The organism is Serratia sp. SSNIH1 (genome assembly GCF_002935055.1).
In the GTDB taxonomy this organism is placed as follows: Bacteria; Pseudomonadota; Gammaproteobacteria; order Enterobacterales; family Enterobacteriaceae; genus Serratia; species Serratia nevei.
Window position 1 is genome coordinate 448,105 of sequence record NZ_CP026383.1, and the last position, 15,456, is coordinate 463,560.

The 15,456-nt window shown below is 55.5% G+C and carries 15 protein-coding genes; all 15 read left to right on the forward strand.

Features of this window, described 5'->3' with window-relative positions; all coding sequences use genetic code 11:
• The first annotated feature begins 29 nt into the window (after window positions 1-29).
• Window positions 30-491: a transcriptional regulator AsnC gene (gene asnC, locus C3F38_RS02125; RefSeq protein WP_004933786.1), complete on the forward strand. Its 462-nt coding sequence runs from the start codon at window positions 30-32 to the stop codon at window positions 489-491.
• Window positions 492-591: 100 nt separating this feature from the next.
• Complete coding sequence (mioC, locus tag C3F38_RS02130) at window positions 592-1,032, forward strand: FMN-binding protein MioC (RefSeq protein WP_016929621.1); 441 nt, start codon at window positions 592-594, stop codon at window positions 1,030-1,032.
• Window positions 1,033-1,413: 381 nt separating this feature from the next.
• Window positions 1,414-3,303, forward strand: coding sequence for a tRNA uridine-5-carboxymethylaminomethyl(34) synthesis enzyme MnmG (gene mnmG, locus C3F38_RS02135; protein WP_033631384.1), 1,890 nt, complete (start codon window positions 1,414-1,416; stop codon window positions 3,301-3,303).
• Window positions 3,304-3,441: 138 nt separating this feature from the next.
• Window positions 3,442-4,062, forward strand: coding sequence for a 16S rRNA (guanine(527)-N(7))-methyltransferase RsmG (rsmG, locus tag C3F38_RS02140; protein WP_047729585.1), 621 nt, complete (start codon window positions 3,442-3,444; stop codon window positions 4,060-4,062).
• Window positions 4,063-4,701: 639 nt separating this feature from the next.
• Window positions 4,702-5,085, forward strand: coding sequence for a F0F1 ATP synthase subunit I (atpI, locus tag C3F38_RS02145; protein WP_025304739.1), 384 nt, complete (start codon window positions 4,702-4,704; stop codon window positions 5,083-5,085).
• Window positions 5,086-5,107: 22 nt separating this feature from the next.
• Window positions 5,108-5,884, forward strand: coding sequence for a F0F1 ATP synthase subunit A (gene atpB / locus C3F38_RS02150; RefSeq protein ID WP_025304740.1), 777 nt, complete (start codon window positions 5,108-5,110; stop codon window positions 5,882-5,884).
• Window positions 5,885-5,933: 49 nt separating this feature from the next.
• Window positions 5,934-6,173 carry a F0F1 ATP synthase subunit C gene (atpE, locus tag C3F38_RS02155; RefSeq protein WP_004093904.1) on the forward strand — a complete coding sequence of 80 codons (240 nt, stop codon included), beginning with the start codon at window positions 5,934-5,936 and terminating at the stop codon, window positions 6,171-6,173.
• Window positions 6,174-6,230: 57 nt separating this feature from the next.
• Window positions 6,231-6,701 carry a F0F1 ATP synthase subunit B gene (gene atpF, locus C3F38_RS02160; RefSeq protein ID WP_004933804.1) on the forward strand — a complete coding sequence of 157 codons (471 nt, stop codon included), beginning with the start codon at window positions 6,231-6,233 and terminating at the stop codon, window positions 6,699-6,701.
• A 14-nt stretch (window positions 6,702-6,715) separates the two neighbouring features.
• A complete protein-coding gene (atpH, locus tag C3F38_RS02165; protein WP_025304741.1) occupies window positions 6,716-7,249 on the forward strand; it encodes a F0F1 ATP synthase subunit delta in 534 nt (177 codons plus the stop codon).
• Between the two features lie 12 nt (window positions 7,250-7,261).
• Window positions 7,262-8,803 carry a F0F1 ATP synthase subunit alpha gene (gene atpA, locus C3F38_RS02170; protein WP_004933808.1) on the forward strand — a complete coding sequence of 514 codons (1,542 nt, stop codon included), beginning with the start codon at window positions 7,262-7,264 and terminating at the stop codon, window positions 8,801-8,803.
• Window positions 8,804-8,862: 59 nt separating this feature from the next.
• Window positions 8,863-9,726, forward strand: a complete 864-nt coding sequence (atpG, locus tag C3F38_RS02175; RefSeq protein WP_004933811.1) for a F0F1 ATP synthase subunit gamma — start codon at window positions 8,863-8,865, stop codon at window positions 9,724-9,726.
• Window positions 9,727-9,758: 32 nt separating this feature from the next.
• Window positions 9,759-11,141, forward strand: coding sequence for a F0F1 ATP synthase subunit beta (gene atpD / locus C3F38_RS02180; RefSeq protein ID WP_004933813.1), 1,383 nt, complete (start codon window positions 9,759-9,761; stop codon window positions 11,139-11,141).
• Between the two features lie 20 nt (window positions 11,142-11,161).
• Window positions 11,162-11,581 (forward strand): F0F1 ATP synthase subunit epsilon, encoded by a 420-nt coding sequence (locus C3F38_RS02185; protein ID WP_004933814.1) that lies wholly within the window; start codon window positions 11,162-11,164, stop codon window positions 11,579-11,581.
• A gap of 290 nt (window positions 11,582-11,871) precedes the next feature.
• The gene (gene glmU / locus C3F38_RS02190; RefSeq protein WP_038876038.1) at window positions 11,872-13,245 is read left to right on the forward strand and encodes a bifunctional UDP-N-acetylglucosamine diphosphorylase/glucosamine-1-phosphate N-acetyltransferase GlmU; all 1,374 of its coding nucleotides are present in this window, start codon (window positions 11,872-11,874) and stop codon (window positions 13,243-13,245) included.
• A gap of 152 nt (window positions 13,246-13,397) precedes the next feature.
• A complete protein-coding gene (gene glmS / locus C3F38_RS02195) occupies window positions 13,398-15,227 on the forward strand; it encodes a glutamine--fructose-6-phosphate transaminase (isomerizing) (protein ID WP_047729584.1) in 1,830 nt (609 codons plus the stop codon).
• The last annotated feature ends 229 nt before the right edge of the window (window positions 15,228-15,456 follow it).

The window sequence follows — 15,456 nt, forward strand, 5'->3', positions numbered from 1 at the left end:
TCAACAATCGTTAATTAATGGGGGATTAAATGGCGGAAATTTATCAGATCGATAATCTCGATCGCGGCATCCTCAACGCTCTGATGGACAACGCGCGCACACCGTACGCCGAACTGGCGAAAAACTTCGCCGTCAGCCCCGGCACCATTCATGTGCGGGTAGAGAAGATGAAACAGGCCGGGATCATCACCGGCGCGCGCATCGACGTCAGCCCCAAACAGCTGGGCTACGACGTGTGCTGTTTTATCGGCATCATATTAAAGAGCGCCAAAGACTATCCTTCGGCGCTGAAGAAGCTGGAAAGCCTGGAAGAAGTGGTGGAAGCCTATTACACCACCGGCCACTACAGCGTCTTTATCAAGGTGATGTGCCGATCGATCGACGCGCTGCAACAGGTACTTATCAACAAGATCCAGACCATCGACGAGATCCAATCTACCGAAACGCTGATCTCGCTGCAGAACCCCATTATGCGCACCATCGTGCCATAACCCGCCAAATTGCATACCCACATTATCCACAGGTAGATCCCAGCCGATTCACAGCGTACAATGCAGCCACTTTGAGTGAGAAGGTTAGGATCGTTGGTTCATGGCAGACATTACTCTGATCAGTGGCAGTACGCTTGGCAGCGCCGAATACGTGGCTGAACATTTGGCTGAAAAGCTGGAAGACGCGGGTTTCTCTACCGAGATGCTGCACGGCCCTGAACTGGATGAGCTGCCGTTGACCGGTCGCTGGCTGGTGGTCTCTTCCACGCACGGCGCCGGCGAACTGCCGGATAACCTTCAGCCGTTGCTGGAGCAGATCGCCGAACAACAGCCGGATCTTTCCGAGGTGCAGTTCGGCGCCGTCGGTTTGGGCAGTTCGGAATACGACACCTTCTGCGGTGCGATCAAGCAGATCGACGATCTGTTGATCGCCAGAGGCGCGAAAAGGATCGGCGATCGTCTTGAGATCGACGTGACCGAACATGAAATTCCCGAGGATCCGGCCGAGGAATGGGTAAAAAACTGGATTAATTTACTCTAATTTGCCTAAAGATCGTGCGAACGATTGTGGATAACTATACTTAAAAGCAGGGTAAAAGCCGTAGTTATCCCAATAACAACCGTAGTGCGCTTTTTGTCCTGTGCATAACAAGCCTTTTAGATCCCAGCTTATCTGCGTCGGGATCACCGATCATTCACAGCAAACGATCCTCCTTAATCTGCTGATCTTCATCGTGAATAGTCACTTATCCACAGAGGATCGCGATCCTAATAAGAGATCTAATAAAGAGATCTTTAAATAAAAAAGATCTTCTTTTAATTACCGACGATCCTGACCACTTGGTCGATCGTCTAAACTTGAGTAGAATCCCCCACCCCAGGGCAAATAACGATCGTTCGCAATACGGCGAGGTGCAGTTCCATGTTTTATCCAGATCAATTTGACGTCATCATCATCGGTGGTGGCCATGCAGGGACCGAGGCCGCCATGGCCGCGGCACGCATGGGACGTCAGACTTTATTATTGACACACAATATCGATACGCTGGGACAGATGTCTTGCAACCCGGCGATTGGCGGTATTGGTAAAGGGCATCTGGTTAAGGAAATTGATGCACTCGGCGGCCTGATGGCGACGGCGATCGACCATGCCGGCATCCAGTTTAGGATACTAAACGCCAGCAAAGGCCCAGCCGTTCGCGCCACGCGCGCTCAGGCGGATCGCGTACTGTATCGCCAGGCGATCCGTACCGCGTTGGAGAACCAGCCCAACCTGATGATCTTCCAACAACCCGTTGAGGATCTGATCGTCGAAAACGATCGCGTAGTGGGCGCCGTCACCCAAATGGGCCTGAAATTCCGCGCCAAGGCGGTGGTATTGACCGTAGGCACCTTCCTGGATGGCAAGATCCATATTGGCCTGGAGAATTACAGCGGCGGCCGCGCCGGGGATCCTCCTTCAATCTCGCTGTCGCAGCGTTTGCGAGAACTGCCGCTGCGCGTTAACCGCTTGAAAACCGGTACGCCACCGCGCATCGACGCCCGCACTATCGATTTCAGCGTACTGGCGCCACAACACGGCGATACGCCGGTGCCGGTATTCTCGTTCCTGGGCGATGCCAGCCAACACCCGGAACAAATGGCGTGCTACATCACCCATACCAATGAAAAAACCCATGACGTGATCCGCAATAACCTCGATCGCAGCCCGATGTATGCCGGGATCATCGAAGGGATCGGCCCACGTTACTGCCCGTCGATCGAAGACAAGGTCATGCGCTTTGCCGATCGCAACGCGCACCAAATCTTCCTCGAACCGGAAGGCCTGACCAGCAACGAGATTTACCCTAACGGGATCTCCACCAGCCTGCCGTTCGACGTGCAGATGCAGATCGTCCGTTCGATGGAAGGCATGCAGAACGCGCGTATTATTCGCCCTGGTTACGCCATCGAGTACGATTTCTTCGATCCGCGCGATTTGAAGCCGACGCTGGAAAGTAAATTCATTCAAGGGCTGTTCTTCGCCGGCCAGATCAACGGCACTACCGGGTATGAAGAAGCCGCTGCACAGGGCCTGCTGGCCGGTTTGAACGCCGGGCGCTTCGCCGACGAACAGGAAGGCTGGGCGCCACGTCGCGATCAGGCTTACCTGGGCGTGCTGGTGGACGACCTCAGCACCCTCGGCACCAAAGAACCGTACCGCATGTTTACCTCACGCGCCGAGTATCGTCTGATGCTGCGCGAAGACAACGCCGATCTCCGCCTGACGGAAAAAGGCCGTGAACTGGGCCTGGTGGACGACGTGCGTTGGGCGCGTTACAGCGAGAAGCTGGAGCGAATCGAACGCGAACGTCAGCGCCTGCGCGACATTTGGATGCACCCGCACGCCGAGAACGTCGAACAGGTCAATGCGCTGCTGAAAGCACCGTTGTCGCGTGAAGCAAACGGCGAAGAGCTGCTGCGCCGCCCTGAGATGGATTATGCGCAGTTGACCGGCACCGACGCCTTCGCGCCGCCGCTGGACGACGTACAAGCCGCCGAACAGGTCGAGATCCAGGTCAAATACGAAGGCTACATCGCTCGCCAGCAGGAAGAGATCGAAAAACAGCAGCGCAACGAAAACACCGTGTTGCCGTTGGATCTCGATTACCGTCAGGTTTCGGGGCTGTCGAACGAGGTGATCGCCAAGCTGAACGATCACAAACCGAACTCCATCGGCCAGGCTTCGCGCATCTCCGGCATTACGCCGGCGGCGATCTCGATTTTGCTGATCTGGCTGAAAAAGCAGGGACTGCTGCGCCGCAGCGCATAAATCTTGCATCCAGGCGGCCGTTTGTTCATCCCGTAGCCAAACGGCCGCTGACATCACTTGCGCCCTGAATTATCATAGTCGCCTCATTGCGCCAGCTAACCATCCGCTGGTCGTTCAGCGCCTGCCAGAGGATCCGTTGTGCAAAAAAAATTAGACTCGCTGCTTGCGGCAGCAGGCATTGAGCTGCCCGATCAGCAGAAACAGCAGCTGCTGGGCTATGTCGGCATGCTGGATAAATGGAACAAGGCTTATAACCTCACGTCGGTGCGCGATCCGCAGCAAATGCTGGTGCGCCACATCCTCGACAGCATCGTGGTCAACCCGCATCTGCAGGGCTCGCGTTTTATCGATGTCGGCACCGGCCCTGGCTTGCCGGGCATTCCGCTGGCGATCGTGCGCCCGGACGCGCATTTCACGCTGCTCGACAGCCTGGGCAAGCGCGTGCGTTTCCTGCGTCAGGTGCAGCATGAGCTGGGCCTGAACAATATCGAGCCGGTGCAGAGCCGCGTTGAGGAGTTTCCGGCCGAGCCACCGTTCGATGGCGTGATCAGCCGAGCGTTCGCTTCGCTGCAGGATATGCTGTCCTGGTGCCATCACCTGCCGGCGAAAGGGCAGGGGCGTTTTTACGCGTTGAAAGGCGTACGCCCGGATGAAGAGCTGACGCAGCTGCCGGCAGGCGTTAGCCTGGAGTCTATCGTGCGGCTGCAGGTGCCTGAACTGGAAGGCGAACGCCATCTGGTGATTCTTAAGGCAAACTGAGTTTGCTTTTGATCAAACAAGCGTGAATTAAAGGCAGTACCAGGTAGAAAGATAAGCAGGCTAATTAGTTGGTCGCTTTTTTTAGTTAATTTACTTTCTATTAACACAAAAAACGCGGCTAATTAGCGACAATAGAGTAATTGCATTTGGAAATAGTCACGTTAGCAATCATGTGCGAAAGATTGGCGTTTGCTGCTAATGTTAATTGGCTGTTAGAATATTGCCCCGCTGCTTGTCAATAAAAGGTTTTCATCGGGTATACGGATTGTTTTTGAACAGTTAACTGATAATGTTTTGATTTATATAATTTTTTGATCGCTCAAATTGCTAAAGACGGTTTGGTTGACCATCGGCTATAAATCAGGAAGGGACATTACTGTGATCGGCTTCGCGTTTCTAAACGCAACGCTGGAATAATCAGACAATTAAATGCGCCCTATTATTCCGACCGTTTTCTTGTGAAAATAGGCTGGAATAGGGAAATTTAAATAATTGTTCACCTTTTCGCTACTTATCGATTGAATTCGTTGGTATGCCCCGTATAATTTGCTCGTTTTTTGCTGCTTGACTCAGGACAGCAAAAACAGTTGTATACGTCACTCAGCATACCCCCTCTGGGGTACGGAGAGAACAAACGTCATGTCTGTGTCCCTTTACAGCGGGAAAGTCGCACGCAAACTGCTGTTTTTGCAGTTAATGACTTTTGTTCTGATCAGCGTTGCTTTCTGGCTGAAAAGCCCGGAATGGAGCGCTTCGGCGCTGGCAGGCGGTCTCGCCGCCTGGTTGCCGAGTGCAATGTTTATGCTGTTTGCCTTGCGCCACCAGGCGCAAACGCCGGCGCCCGGTAGGGTTGCCTGGTCGTTCGCCATCGGCGAGGGGCTAAAGGTCGTGATCACCATCGTTTTGCTGATCGTGGCGCTGGGGGTGTTCAAGGCGGAGTTTATACCGCTAGGCCTGACCTATTTAGCGGTGTTAGTGGTGCAGATAGTGGCACCGGCCGTGATTAACAGTTACCGAAATTAACTAAATAAAGGGTAGAGGCATCATGTCTGCAGAGGGATACAACAGTCCACAGGAGTATATCGGTCACCACCTGACGCAGCTTCAGGTCGGGACTGGGTTTTGGTCGATTAACCTCGACTCGATGTTTTTCTCCGTCGTCCTCGGGGTTCTGTTCCTAGTTATTTTCCGCAAAGTGGCCAAAAACGCCACCAGCGGCGTGCCGGGTAAACTGCAAACCGCCGTGGAGCTGGTGGTCGGTTTCGTCGACAGCAGCGTGCGCGACATGTACCACGGCAAGAGCAAGGTCATTGCGCCGCTGGCGCTGACCGTGTTCGTCTGGGTGTTCCTGATGAACCTGATGGACCTGATTCCGGTGGACTTCCTGCCGTTCATCGGTGCTCATCTCGGTTTGCCTGCGCTGCGCGTCGTGCCTACCGCCGACGTGAACGTCACGCTGTCTATGGCGCTGGGCGTGTTTATCCTGATTCTGTTCTATAGCATCAAAATGAAAGGCGTTGGCGGGTTCGTTAAAGAGTTGACCATGCAGCCGTTCAACCACCCTGTATTCATTCCTATCAACCTGATTCTTGAAGGTGTCAGCCTGCTGTCCAAACCTGTTTCACTGGGTCTGCGACTGTTCGGCAACATGTATGCGGGTGAGTTGATCTTCATCCTGATTGCCGGCCTGTTGCCGTGGTGGTCACAGTGGGTCCTGAGCTTGCCTTGGGCTATCTTCCACATCCTGATCATTACGCTTCAAGCCTTTATTTTCATGGTTCTGACGATCGTCTATCTGTCGATGGCGTCTGAAGAGCACTGATTTTCTTAAAACACTTGCACTTTTAAACTGAAACAAACTGGAGACTGTCATGGAAAACCTGAGTATGGATCTGCTGTACATGGCTGCCGCTGTGATGATGGGTTTAGCGGCAATCGGTGCTGCGATCGGTATCGGCATCCTGGGTGGTAAATTCTTGGAAGGCGCTGCTCGTCAGCCTGACCTGATTCCTCTGCTGCGTACACAGTTCTTTATCGTTATGGGTCTGGTCGACGCCATCCCGATGATCGCTGTAGGTCTGGGTCTGTACGTGATGTTCGCCGTCGCGTAAGTAGAGTAACCCTCTACGACGTAACCAAACTATTAACTTTTAAAGAGGCATTGTGCTGTGAATCTTAACGCAACAATCCTCGGCCAGGCCATCGCGTTCGTTCTGTTTGTCTGGTTCTGCATGAAGTACGTATGGCCGCCGATCATGGCTGCCATCGAGAAACGTCAGAAAGAAATTGCTGACGGCCTCGCTTCTGCAGAGCGTGCCAAAAAAGATCTGGACTTAGCGCAAGCCAATGCGACCGACCAGCTGAAAACTGCTAAAGCAGAAGCTCAGGTGATCATCGAGCAAGCGAACAAACGCAAAGCTCAGATCATGGATGAAGCGAAAGCCGAAGCCGAGCAGGAACGTAACAAAATCGTGGCGCAGGCTCAGGCTGAGATCGAAGCCGAACGTAAGCGCGCTCGTGAAGAGTTGCGTAAGCAAGTCGCGATGCTGGCTATTGCCGGCGCCGAGAAGATCATCGAACGTTCCGTGGATGAAGCTGCTAACAGCGACATCGTTGATAAACTGGTCGCTGAACTGTAAGGAGGGAGGGGCTGATGTCTGAATTTGTAACTGTAGCTCGCCCCTACGCCAAAGCAGCTTTTGACTTTGCCGTTGAGCACCAAAGCGTAGAGCGCTGGCAGGAAATGCTGGCGTTTACTGCTGAAGTCACTCGCAATGAACAGATCTCTGAACTGCTGTCTGGCGCGGTTGCGCCAGAAACGCTGTCCAAGACGTTCATCGCGGTTTGTGGCGATCGGCTCGACGAACATGGCCAGAACTTTATCCGTGTAATGGCCGAAAATGGACGTTTACTGGTTCTTCCTGCCGTGCTGCAGCAGTTCATCGAACTGCGCGCCTCGCTGGAATCCACCGTCGAAGTCGAAGTGCTCTCTGCGAGCGCGCTGAGCGACGAACAGCAGGCGAAAATCGCCGCTGCGATGGAGAAACGTCTGTCACGCAAAGTTAAGCTGAATTGCAAAATTGACAAGTCTGTACTGGCCGGCATCGTTGTTCGCGCCGGCGATATGGTGATTGATGGCAGCGTTCGCGGTCGTCTTGAACGCCTGACAGACGTCTTGCAGTCTTAAGGGGACTGGAGCATGCAACTGAATTCCACCGAAATCAGCGAACTGATCAAGCAGCGCATTGCTCAGTTCAATGTAGTGAGCGAAGCTCACAATGAAGGTACTATCGTTTCCGTCAGCGACGGGATCATCCGCGTACACGGCCTGGCCGAAGTTATGCAGGGCGAAATGATCGCGCTGCCTGGCAACCGTTACGCAATCGCATTGAACCTGGAGCGCGACTCCGTCGGTGCCGTGGTCATGGGTCCGTACGCGGATCTGGCCGAAGGCATGAAGGTTAAATGCACCGGCCGTATCCTGGAAGTTCCAGTCGGTCGTGGTCTGCTGGGCCGCGTAGTTAACACCCTGGGCGCACCTATCGACGGCAAAGGCCCGATTGAGAACGACGGTTTCTCTCCGGTAGAAGCTATCGCGCCAGGCGTTATCGAGCGTCAGTCGGTTGATCAGCCTGTTCAGACTGGCTACAAATCCGTTGACGCCATGATTCCAATCGGCCGTGGCCAGCGTGAGCTGGTGATCGGTGACCGTCAGACCGGTAAAACCGCGCTGGCGATCGATGCGATCATCAACCAACGCGACTCCGGCATCAAATGCGTTTACGTGGCTATCGGCCAGAAAGCGTCCACCATCGCTAACGTGGTGCGCAAACTGGAAGAGCACGGCGCACTGGCCAACACCATCGTGGTGGTGGCGACCGCTTCCGAATCCGCTGCACTGCAATACCTGGCGCCATACGCCGGTTGCGCAATGGGCGAATACTTCCGTGACCGCGGTGAAGATGCGCTGATCGTGTACGATGACCTGTCCAAACAGGCCGTTGCTTACCGCCAGATTTCCCTGCTGCTTCGTCGTCCGCCAGGTCGTGAAGCTTACCCAGGCGACGTATTCTACCTGCACTCCCGCTTGCTGGAGCGTGCAGCGCGCGTTAACGCCGAATACGTTGAAGCCTTCACCAAAGGTGAAGTTAAAGGCCAAACCGGTTCACTGACCGCTCTGCCGATCATTGAAACCCAGGCGGGTGACGTTTCCGCGTTCGTTCCGACCAACGTAATCTCGATTACCGATGGTCAGATCTTCCTGGAATCCAACCTGTTCAACTCCGGTATTCGTCCGGCAGTTAACCCGGGTATCTCCGTATCCCGTGTTGGTGGCGCCGCGCAGACCAAGATCATGAAGAAACTGTCCGGTGGTATCCGTACCGCGCTGGCGCAGTATCGTGAACTGGCTGCGTTCTCCCAGTTCGCCTCCGATCTGGACGACGCGACCCGCAAACAGCTGAGCCACGGTCAGAAAGTGACCGAGCTGCTGAAACAGAAACAGTATGCGCCGATGTCGGTTGCACAACAGTCTCTGGTGCTGTTTGCCGCAGAACGCGGTTACCTGAACGACGTCGAAGTCGCCAAAGTGGTGAGCTTCGAAGCCGCGCTGGTCGCCTATGCGGACCGCGAGCACGCCGAACTGCTGAACCACATCAACCAAACTGGCAACTTCAATGATGAGATCGAGGGCAAGTTGAAAGACATCCTCGAGACCTTCAAGAAAACCCAGTCCTGGTAACGCCGAACGGTCCTGCTGTTGAAAGACAGCAGGCCGTCTGGCACTGAGGAGAAGCAGAGATGGCCGGCGCAAAAGAGATACGTAGTAAGATCGCTAGCGTGCAAAACACGCAAAAGATCACTAAAGCGATGGAAATGGTCGCCGCCTCCAAAATGCGTAAATCGCAGGATCGCATGGCGGCCAGCCGTCCTTATGCAGAGACCATGCGCAAAGTGATTGGTCACCTTGCGTTAGGGAATCTGGAGTACAAGCACCCGTACCTGGATGAGCGTGACGTTAAGCGCGTCGGGTATCTGGTGGTGTCTACTGACCGTGGTCTCTGCGGCGGCTTGAACATCAACCTGTTCAAAAAGCTGCTGGCGGAGATGAAAGCCTGGTCCGAAAAAGGCGTCGAAACCGATTTGGCGCTGATTGGCTCTAAAGCGGCCTCTTTCTTTGGTTCCGTGGGCGGCAACGTGGTTGCCCAGGTGACCGGCATGGGGGACAAACCTTCCCTGTCGGATCTGATCGGGCCGGTGAAAGTGATGCTGCAGGCCTACGACGAAGGTCGTTTGGACAAGCTGTACATTGTCAGCAACAAATTTGTTAATACGATGTCCCAAGAGCCACAGGTGCTTCAGCTGCTGCCGTTACCGCCAGCCGATGACGAAGAGCTGAAGAAAACGCCTTGGGATTACCTGTATGAACCCGATCCAAAAGTGCTGCTTGATACCTTGCTGCGCCGCTATGTGGAGTCGCAGGTTTATCAGGGCGTCGTGGAAAACCTGGCCAGCGAGCAGGCCGCACGAATGGTCGCGATGAAAGCCGCAACCGATAACGGCGGTAGCCTGATCAAAGAGCTGCAGTTGGTATACAACAAGGCGCGTCAGGCCAGCATCACTCAGGAACTCACCGAGATCGTTTCGGGAGCCTCCGCGGTTTAAGCTAGGTTTACGAATTACGTAGAGGATTCAAGATGGCTACTGGAAAGATTATCCAGGTAATCGGCGCCGTGGTGGACGTCGAGTTCCCTCAGGATGCCGTACCAAAAGTGTACGATGCCCTTGAGGTAGAAAACGGCACCGAAAAACTGGTGTTGGAAGTTCAGCAACAGCTGGGCGGTGGCGTGGTTCGCTGTATCGCAATGGGGACCTCCGACGGTCTGCGTCGCGGTCTGAAAGTGAACAACCTGGACCACCCGATTGAAGTGCCGGTGGGTAAAGCTACCCTGGGCCGTATCATGAACGTATTGGGTCAACCGATCGACATGAAAGGCGACATCGGCGAAGAAGAGCGTTGGGCGATTCACCGCGCGGCGCCAAGCTACGAAGAGCTGTCCAGCTCCCAGGAACTGCTGGAAACCGGTATCAAGGTAATGGACCTGATTTGTCCATTCGCCAAGGGCGGTAAAGTCGGTCTGTTCGGCGGTGCGGGCGTGGGTAAAACCGTAAACATGATGGAGCTGATCCGTAACATCGCGATCGAGCACTCCGGTTATTCCGTGTTTGCGGGCGTGGGCGAGCGTACTCGTGAGGGTAACGACTTCTACCACGAAATGACCGACTCCAACGTTCTGGACAAAGTATCCCTGGTTTACGGCCAGATGAACGAGCCACCAGGTAACCGTCTGCGCGTTGCGTTGACCGGTCTGACCATGGCGGAGAAGTTCCGTGACGAAGGCCGTGACGTTCTGCTGTTCGTTGACAACATCTACCGTTACACCCTGGCCGGTACCGAAGTGTCCGCACTTCTGGGCCGTATGCCATCCGCGGTAGGTTATCAGCCAACGCTGGCGGAAGAGATGGGCGTTCTGCAAGAACGTATCACCTCGACCAAGACCGGTTCCATCACTTCCGTACAGGCCGTTTACGTTCCTGCGGATGACTTGACTGACCCGTCACCAGCCACCACCTTTGCGCACTTGGACGCAACCGTGGTACTGAGCCGTAACATCGCTTCTCTGGGTATCTACCCGGCCGTTGACCCGCTGGATTCTACCAGCCGTCAGCTGGATCCGCTGGTTGTTGGCCAGGAGCACTACGACGTAGCGCGTGGCGTGCAGTCCATTCTGCAACGCTACCAGGAACTGAAAGATATCATCGCGATCCTGGGTATGGACGAGCTGTCTGAAGAAGACAAACTGGTCGTATCCCGTGCGCGTAAGATCCAACGCTTCCTGTCTCAGCCGTTCTTCGTGGCAGAAGTCTTCACCGGTTCTCCGGGCAAGTTCGTATCGCTGAAAGACACCATCCGTGGTTTCAAAGGCATTATGGACGGCGACTATGACCACCTGCCGGAGCAGGCGTTCTACATGGTTGGCACCATTGAAGAAGCAGTGGAAAAAGCCAAGAAACTGTAACGCCTTGAGAGGAGGGTGATATGGCTATGACTTACCATCTGGATGTAGTCAGCGCGGAAAAACAGATGTTTTCCGGCCTGGTGCAGAAGATCCAGGTGACAGGCAGCGAAGGTGAACTGGGGATCTTCCCTGGCCATGCGCCGCTGCTGACTGCCATCAAGCCTGGCATGGTGCGTATTGTTAAGCAGCACGGTGAAGAAGAGTTCATCTACCTGTCCGGCGGCATCCTAGAGGTGCAGCCGAGCGTGGTTACCGTGCTGGCGGACACTGCTATCCGTGGTACTGACCTCGACGAAGCGAGAGCGTTGGAAGCTAAGCGTAAAGCTGAAGAACACATTCGCAGCTCTCATGGCGATGTCGACTATGCTCAGGCATCCGCTGAACTGGCGAAAGCGATCGCAAAACTGCGCGTTATCGAGCTCACCAGAAAAGCGATGTAATGTTTGGGTGCCTGGCACCCAACTTTAAGAAAGCGGCCTATAGGGTCGCTTTTTTTTTACTTTAAAATAAGCATTTCAGCCCGGCGGACAGTGTGGTGTATAACCCCTGATATCGGGAAATAAACGTCGCCGATCGCCGACAGTTTTTTCGTCCCGACGCCGAATTGGCCATGATGGCGGCAGGCCAAGAGCCGTGCGGCCTGTGCCGGGTTCGTGATGAGAAATATGTAGTAATATCGTCGCTAAACGGTTTTACTTTCGTCTATCAAAATGGAGTTATCAGGTTGCTTATGTCGAACAGCGCAATGAGCGTGGTTATCCTCGCCGCGGGCAAGGGTACGCGCATGTATTCCGATCTTCCCAAAGTGTTGCATCCGTTGGCCGGCAAGCCGATGGTGCAACACGTCATTGATGCCGCGATGAAACTGGGCGCGCAACATGTTCACCTGGTATACGGCCACGGCGGCGATCTGCTGAAGAGTACGTTGACTGACGGCGCGCTGAACTGGGTGCTGCAGGCCGAGCAATTGGGTACCGGCCATGCGATGCAGCAGGCCGCGCCGCACTTTGCCGACGATGAAGACGTGCTGATGCTGTACGGCGATGTGCCGTTGATCTCCGTGGATACGCTGCAACGCCTGCTGGCGGCCAAGCCGCAGGGCGGCATCGGGCTACTGACGGTCAAGCTGGACGATCCGAGCGGTTACGGCCGTATCGTGCGTGAGCAGGGCAACGTGGTGGGCATCGTGGAACACAAGGACGCCAGCGAGGCGCAGCGCCAGATTAACGAGATCAATACCGGCATCCTGGTGGCGAACGGGCGCGATCTGAAGCGCTGGCTGGGGATGTTGAATAACGACAACGCACAGGGTGAGTTCTACATCACCGATATCATTGCGTTGGCCCATGCCGACGGCAAGAAAATCGAAACCGTGCACCCGTCGCGTTTGAGCGAAGTGGAAGGCGTAAACAACCGCCTGCAGCTGGCGACCCTGGAGCGCGTATTCCAGTCGGAACAGTCTGAAAAACTGCTGTTGGCCGGCGTGATGTTGCTGGATCCGGCGCGTTTCGATCTGCGTGGGGAACTTGTTCACGGCCGCGACATCACTATTGATGCGAATGTGATTATCGAAGGTCACGTCAAGCTGGGTGACCGGGTGAAAATCGGCGCCGGCTGCGTGCTGAAAAACTGCGTGATTGGCGATGACTGCGAGATCAGCCCTTACAGCGTGCTGGAAGACAGCGTGCTGGAAGCCGACTGCACCGTGGGGCCGTTTGCCCGCCTGCGCCCAGGCGCGGAGCTGGCGGCAGGGGCTCATGTCGGCAACTTCGTGGAAATGAAAAAGGCGCGTCTGGGCAAAGGCTCCAAGGCTGGCCACCTCAGCTACCTGGGCGATGCCGAAATTGGCGATGACGTGAATATCGGCGCCGGCACCATCACCTGCAACTACGATGGTGCCAACAAGCACAAGACGGTGATCGGCGACGGCGTATTCGTCGGTTCCGATACTCAGCTGGTGGCACCGGTGTCGGTCGGTAAAGGCTCCACCATCGCCGCCGGCACGACGGTGACGCGCGATATCGCCGAGAACGAACTGGTGCTGAGCCGCGTCAAGCAGGTGCACATTCAGGGCTGGCAACGTCCGGTGAAGAAGAAGTCATAGTGTGTTTTGCGTTGGGCTCCGTTCACGAGCCCAATACAAAACATAATAACCCCCACCATCTACAGGCTCGGGGGGCGCACGGTAAAAACCGGCAAAAATCAGGTCAAGGCATCGAAAGCGTCCATGAAGGGCGTTCATTAGGAATATAACTGATGTGTGGAATTGTAGGCGCAGTAGCGCAACGTGATATCGCAGAAATCCTGTTGGAAGGTTTACGTCGTCTTGAGTACCGCGGTTATGACTCCGCCGGTCTGGCGGTGGTCGACGAAAAAGGCAACGTCAGTCGTCTGCGTCGCGTAGGCAAGGTGCAAAAACTGGCCGAAGCGGCGGAGCAGACCGATCTGCACGGCGGTACCGGCATCGCTCACACCCGTTGGGCAACGCACGGTGAACCGACCGAGGCGAACGCGCACCCGCATGTTTCCGACTACATTACCGTGGTGCATAACGGCATCATCGAAAACCACGAACCGCTGCGCGAACTGCTGATCGAACGCGGTTATCGCTTCAGCTCCGAAACCGACACCGAAGTGATTGCGCACCTGGTGCACTGGGAACAACAGCAAGGCGGTACGCTGCTGGAAGTGGTTCAGCGCGTGATCCCACAACTGCGCGGCGCTTACGGCACTGTGGTGATGGACAGCCGCGATCCGAGCGTATTGGTCGCTGCGCGCTCCGGCAGCCCGTTGGTTATCGGCCGCGGCGTCGGGGAAAACTTCATCGCTTCCGATCAACTGGCGCTGCTGCCGGTCACCCGCCGCTTCATCTTCCTGGAAGAAGGCGACGTGGTGGAAGTGACTCGCCGCACCGTCAACATCTTCGACAAGCAGGGCAACGCCATCGAGCGCCCTGAGATCGAATCCCAGGTGCAGTATGACGCCGGCGACAAGGGCGCTTACCGGCACTACATGCAAAAAGAGATCTACGAACAGCCGCTGGCGCTGAAAAACACCCTGGAAGGGCGTTTCAGCCATGGCCAAATCAACCTGAGCGAGCTGGGCTCGCGCGCCGATGAGCTGTTGGCCAAGGTGCAGCACGTGCAGATTATCGCCTGTGGCACTTCTTACCACTCAGGTATGGTGGCGCGTTATTGGTTCGAAGCGCTGGTCGGCGTGCCGTGCGACGTCGAGATCGCCTCCGAGTTCCGTTACCGCAAATCGGCGGTGCGTCCGGGCAGCCTGATCATCACCCTGTCGCAGTCAGGCGAAACCGCCGATACCCTGGCGGCGCTGCGCCTGTCCAAAGAGCTGGGTTATCTCGGTTCGCTGGCCGTTTGTAACGTTGCGGGCTCTTCGCTGGTGCGCGAATCCGATCTGGCCTTGATGACCAAGGCCGGCACGGAAATCGGCGTAGCCTCGACCAAGGCCTTCACCACGCAGCTCACCGTGCTGTTGATGCTGGTGGCGCGCCTGGGCCGCCTGAAAGGCATGGCGGAAAGCGTGGAGCAGGAGATCGTGCACGGCCTGCAGGCGCTGCCGGCGCGCATCGAGCAGATGCTGTCGATGGATAAAGAGATCGAAGCGCTGGCGGAAGGCTTCTCCGACAAGCACCATGCGTTGTTCCTCGGCCGCGGCGATCAGTATCCGATCGCCATGGAAGGGGCGCTGAAGTTGAAAGAGATCTCCTATATTCATGCCGAAGCTTATGCGGCGGGCGAGCTGAAACACGGCCCGCTGGCGCTGATCGACGCCGATATGCCGGTGATTGTGGTGGCGCCGAACAACGAACTGCTGGAAAAGCTGAAGTCCAACATTGAAGAAGTGCGCGCGCGCGGCGGCCAGCTGTATGTGTTCGCCGATCAGGGCGCCGGCTTCGTCAGCAGCGAAGGCATGACCATCATTCCTCTGCCGCACGTCGAGGACATCGTGGCGCCGATCTTCTACACCGTGCCGTTGCAGCTGCTGTCTTACCACGTGGCGCTGATCAAAGGCACCGACGTTGACCAGCCGCGCAACCTGGCGAAGTCTGTCACCGTAGAGTAATCTGCCGCAGGTAAACTGCAAAAGCCGGCCTTAGCGCCGGCTTTTTTCATGAGCAACGCGAAAGATGACAGCGGCGCCGATTCAGGGATAAACGTTGTCATATTCAAGCGGATAGGGCGTGGACAAACGGTTTTTTTATTGCTTGGCAATTGCGCTATTTTTGATTTAACGAATTGATTTTTATATAAAACATCACCACTCAAATGCGCTGTAATATAACTGTCATATT

Excerpts from the sequence above, each read along its gene's own strand:
- asnC (WP_004933786.1), top strand. The coding sequence starts at position 30 with ATGGCGGAAATTTATCAGATCGATAATCTCGATCGCGGCATCCTCAAC.
- mioC (WP_016929621.1), top strand. The coding sequence starts at position 592 with ATGGCAGACATTACTCTGATCAGTGGCAGTACGCTTGGCAGCGCCGAA.
- mnmG (WP_033631384.1), top strand. The coding sequence starts at position 1,414 with ATGTTTTATCCAGATCAATTTGACGTCATCATCATCGGTGGTGGCCAT.
- atpI (WP_025304739.1), top strand. The coding sequence starts at position 4,702 with ATGTCTGTGTCCCTTTACAGCGGGAAAGTCGCACGCAAACTGCTGTTT.
- atpB (WP_025304740.1), top strand. The coding sequence starts at position 5,108 with ATGTCTGCAGAGGGATACAACAGTCCACAGGAGTATATCGGTCACCAC.
- atpE (WP_004093904.1), top strand. The coding sequence starts at position 5,934 with ATGGAAAACCTGAGTATGGATCTGCTGTACATGGCTGCCGCTGTGATG.
- atpH (WP_025304741.1), top strand. The coding sequence starts at position 6,716 with ATGTCTGAATTTGTAACTGTAGCTCGCCCCTACGCCAAAGCAGCTTTT.
- atpA (WP_004933808.1), top strand. The coding sequence starts at position 7,262 with ATGCAACTGAATTCCACCGAAATCAGCGAACTGATCAAGCAGCGCATT.
- atpG (WP_004933811.1), top strand. The coding sequence starts at position 8,863 with ATGGCCGGCGCAAAAGAGATACGTAGTAAGATCGCTAGCGTGCAAAAC.
- atpD (WP_004933813.1), top strand. The coding sequence starts at position 9,759 with ATGGCTACTGGAAAGATTATCCAGGTAATCGGCGCCGTGGTGGACGTC.
- C3F38_RS02185 (WP_004933814.1), top strand. The coding sequence starts at position 11,162 with ATGGCTATGACTTACCATCTGGATGTAGTCAGCGCGGAAAAACAGATG.
- glmU (WP_038876038.1), top strand. The coding sequence starts at position 11,872 with ATGTCGAACAGCGCAATGAGCGTGGTTATCCTCGCCGCGGGCAAGGGT.
- glmS (WP_047729584.1), top strand. The coding sequence starts at position 13,398 with ATGTGTGGAATTGTAGGCGCAGTAGCGCAACGTGATATCGCAGAAATC.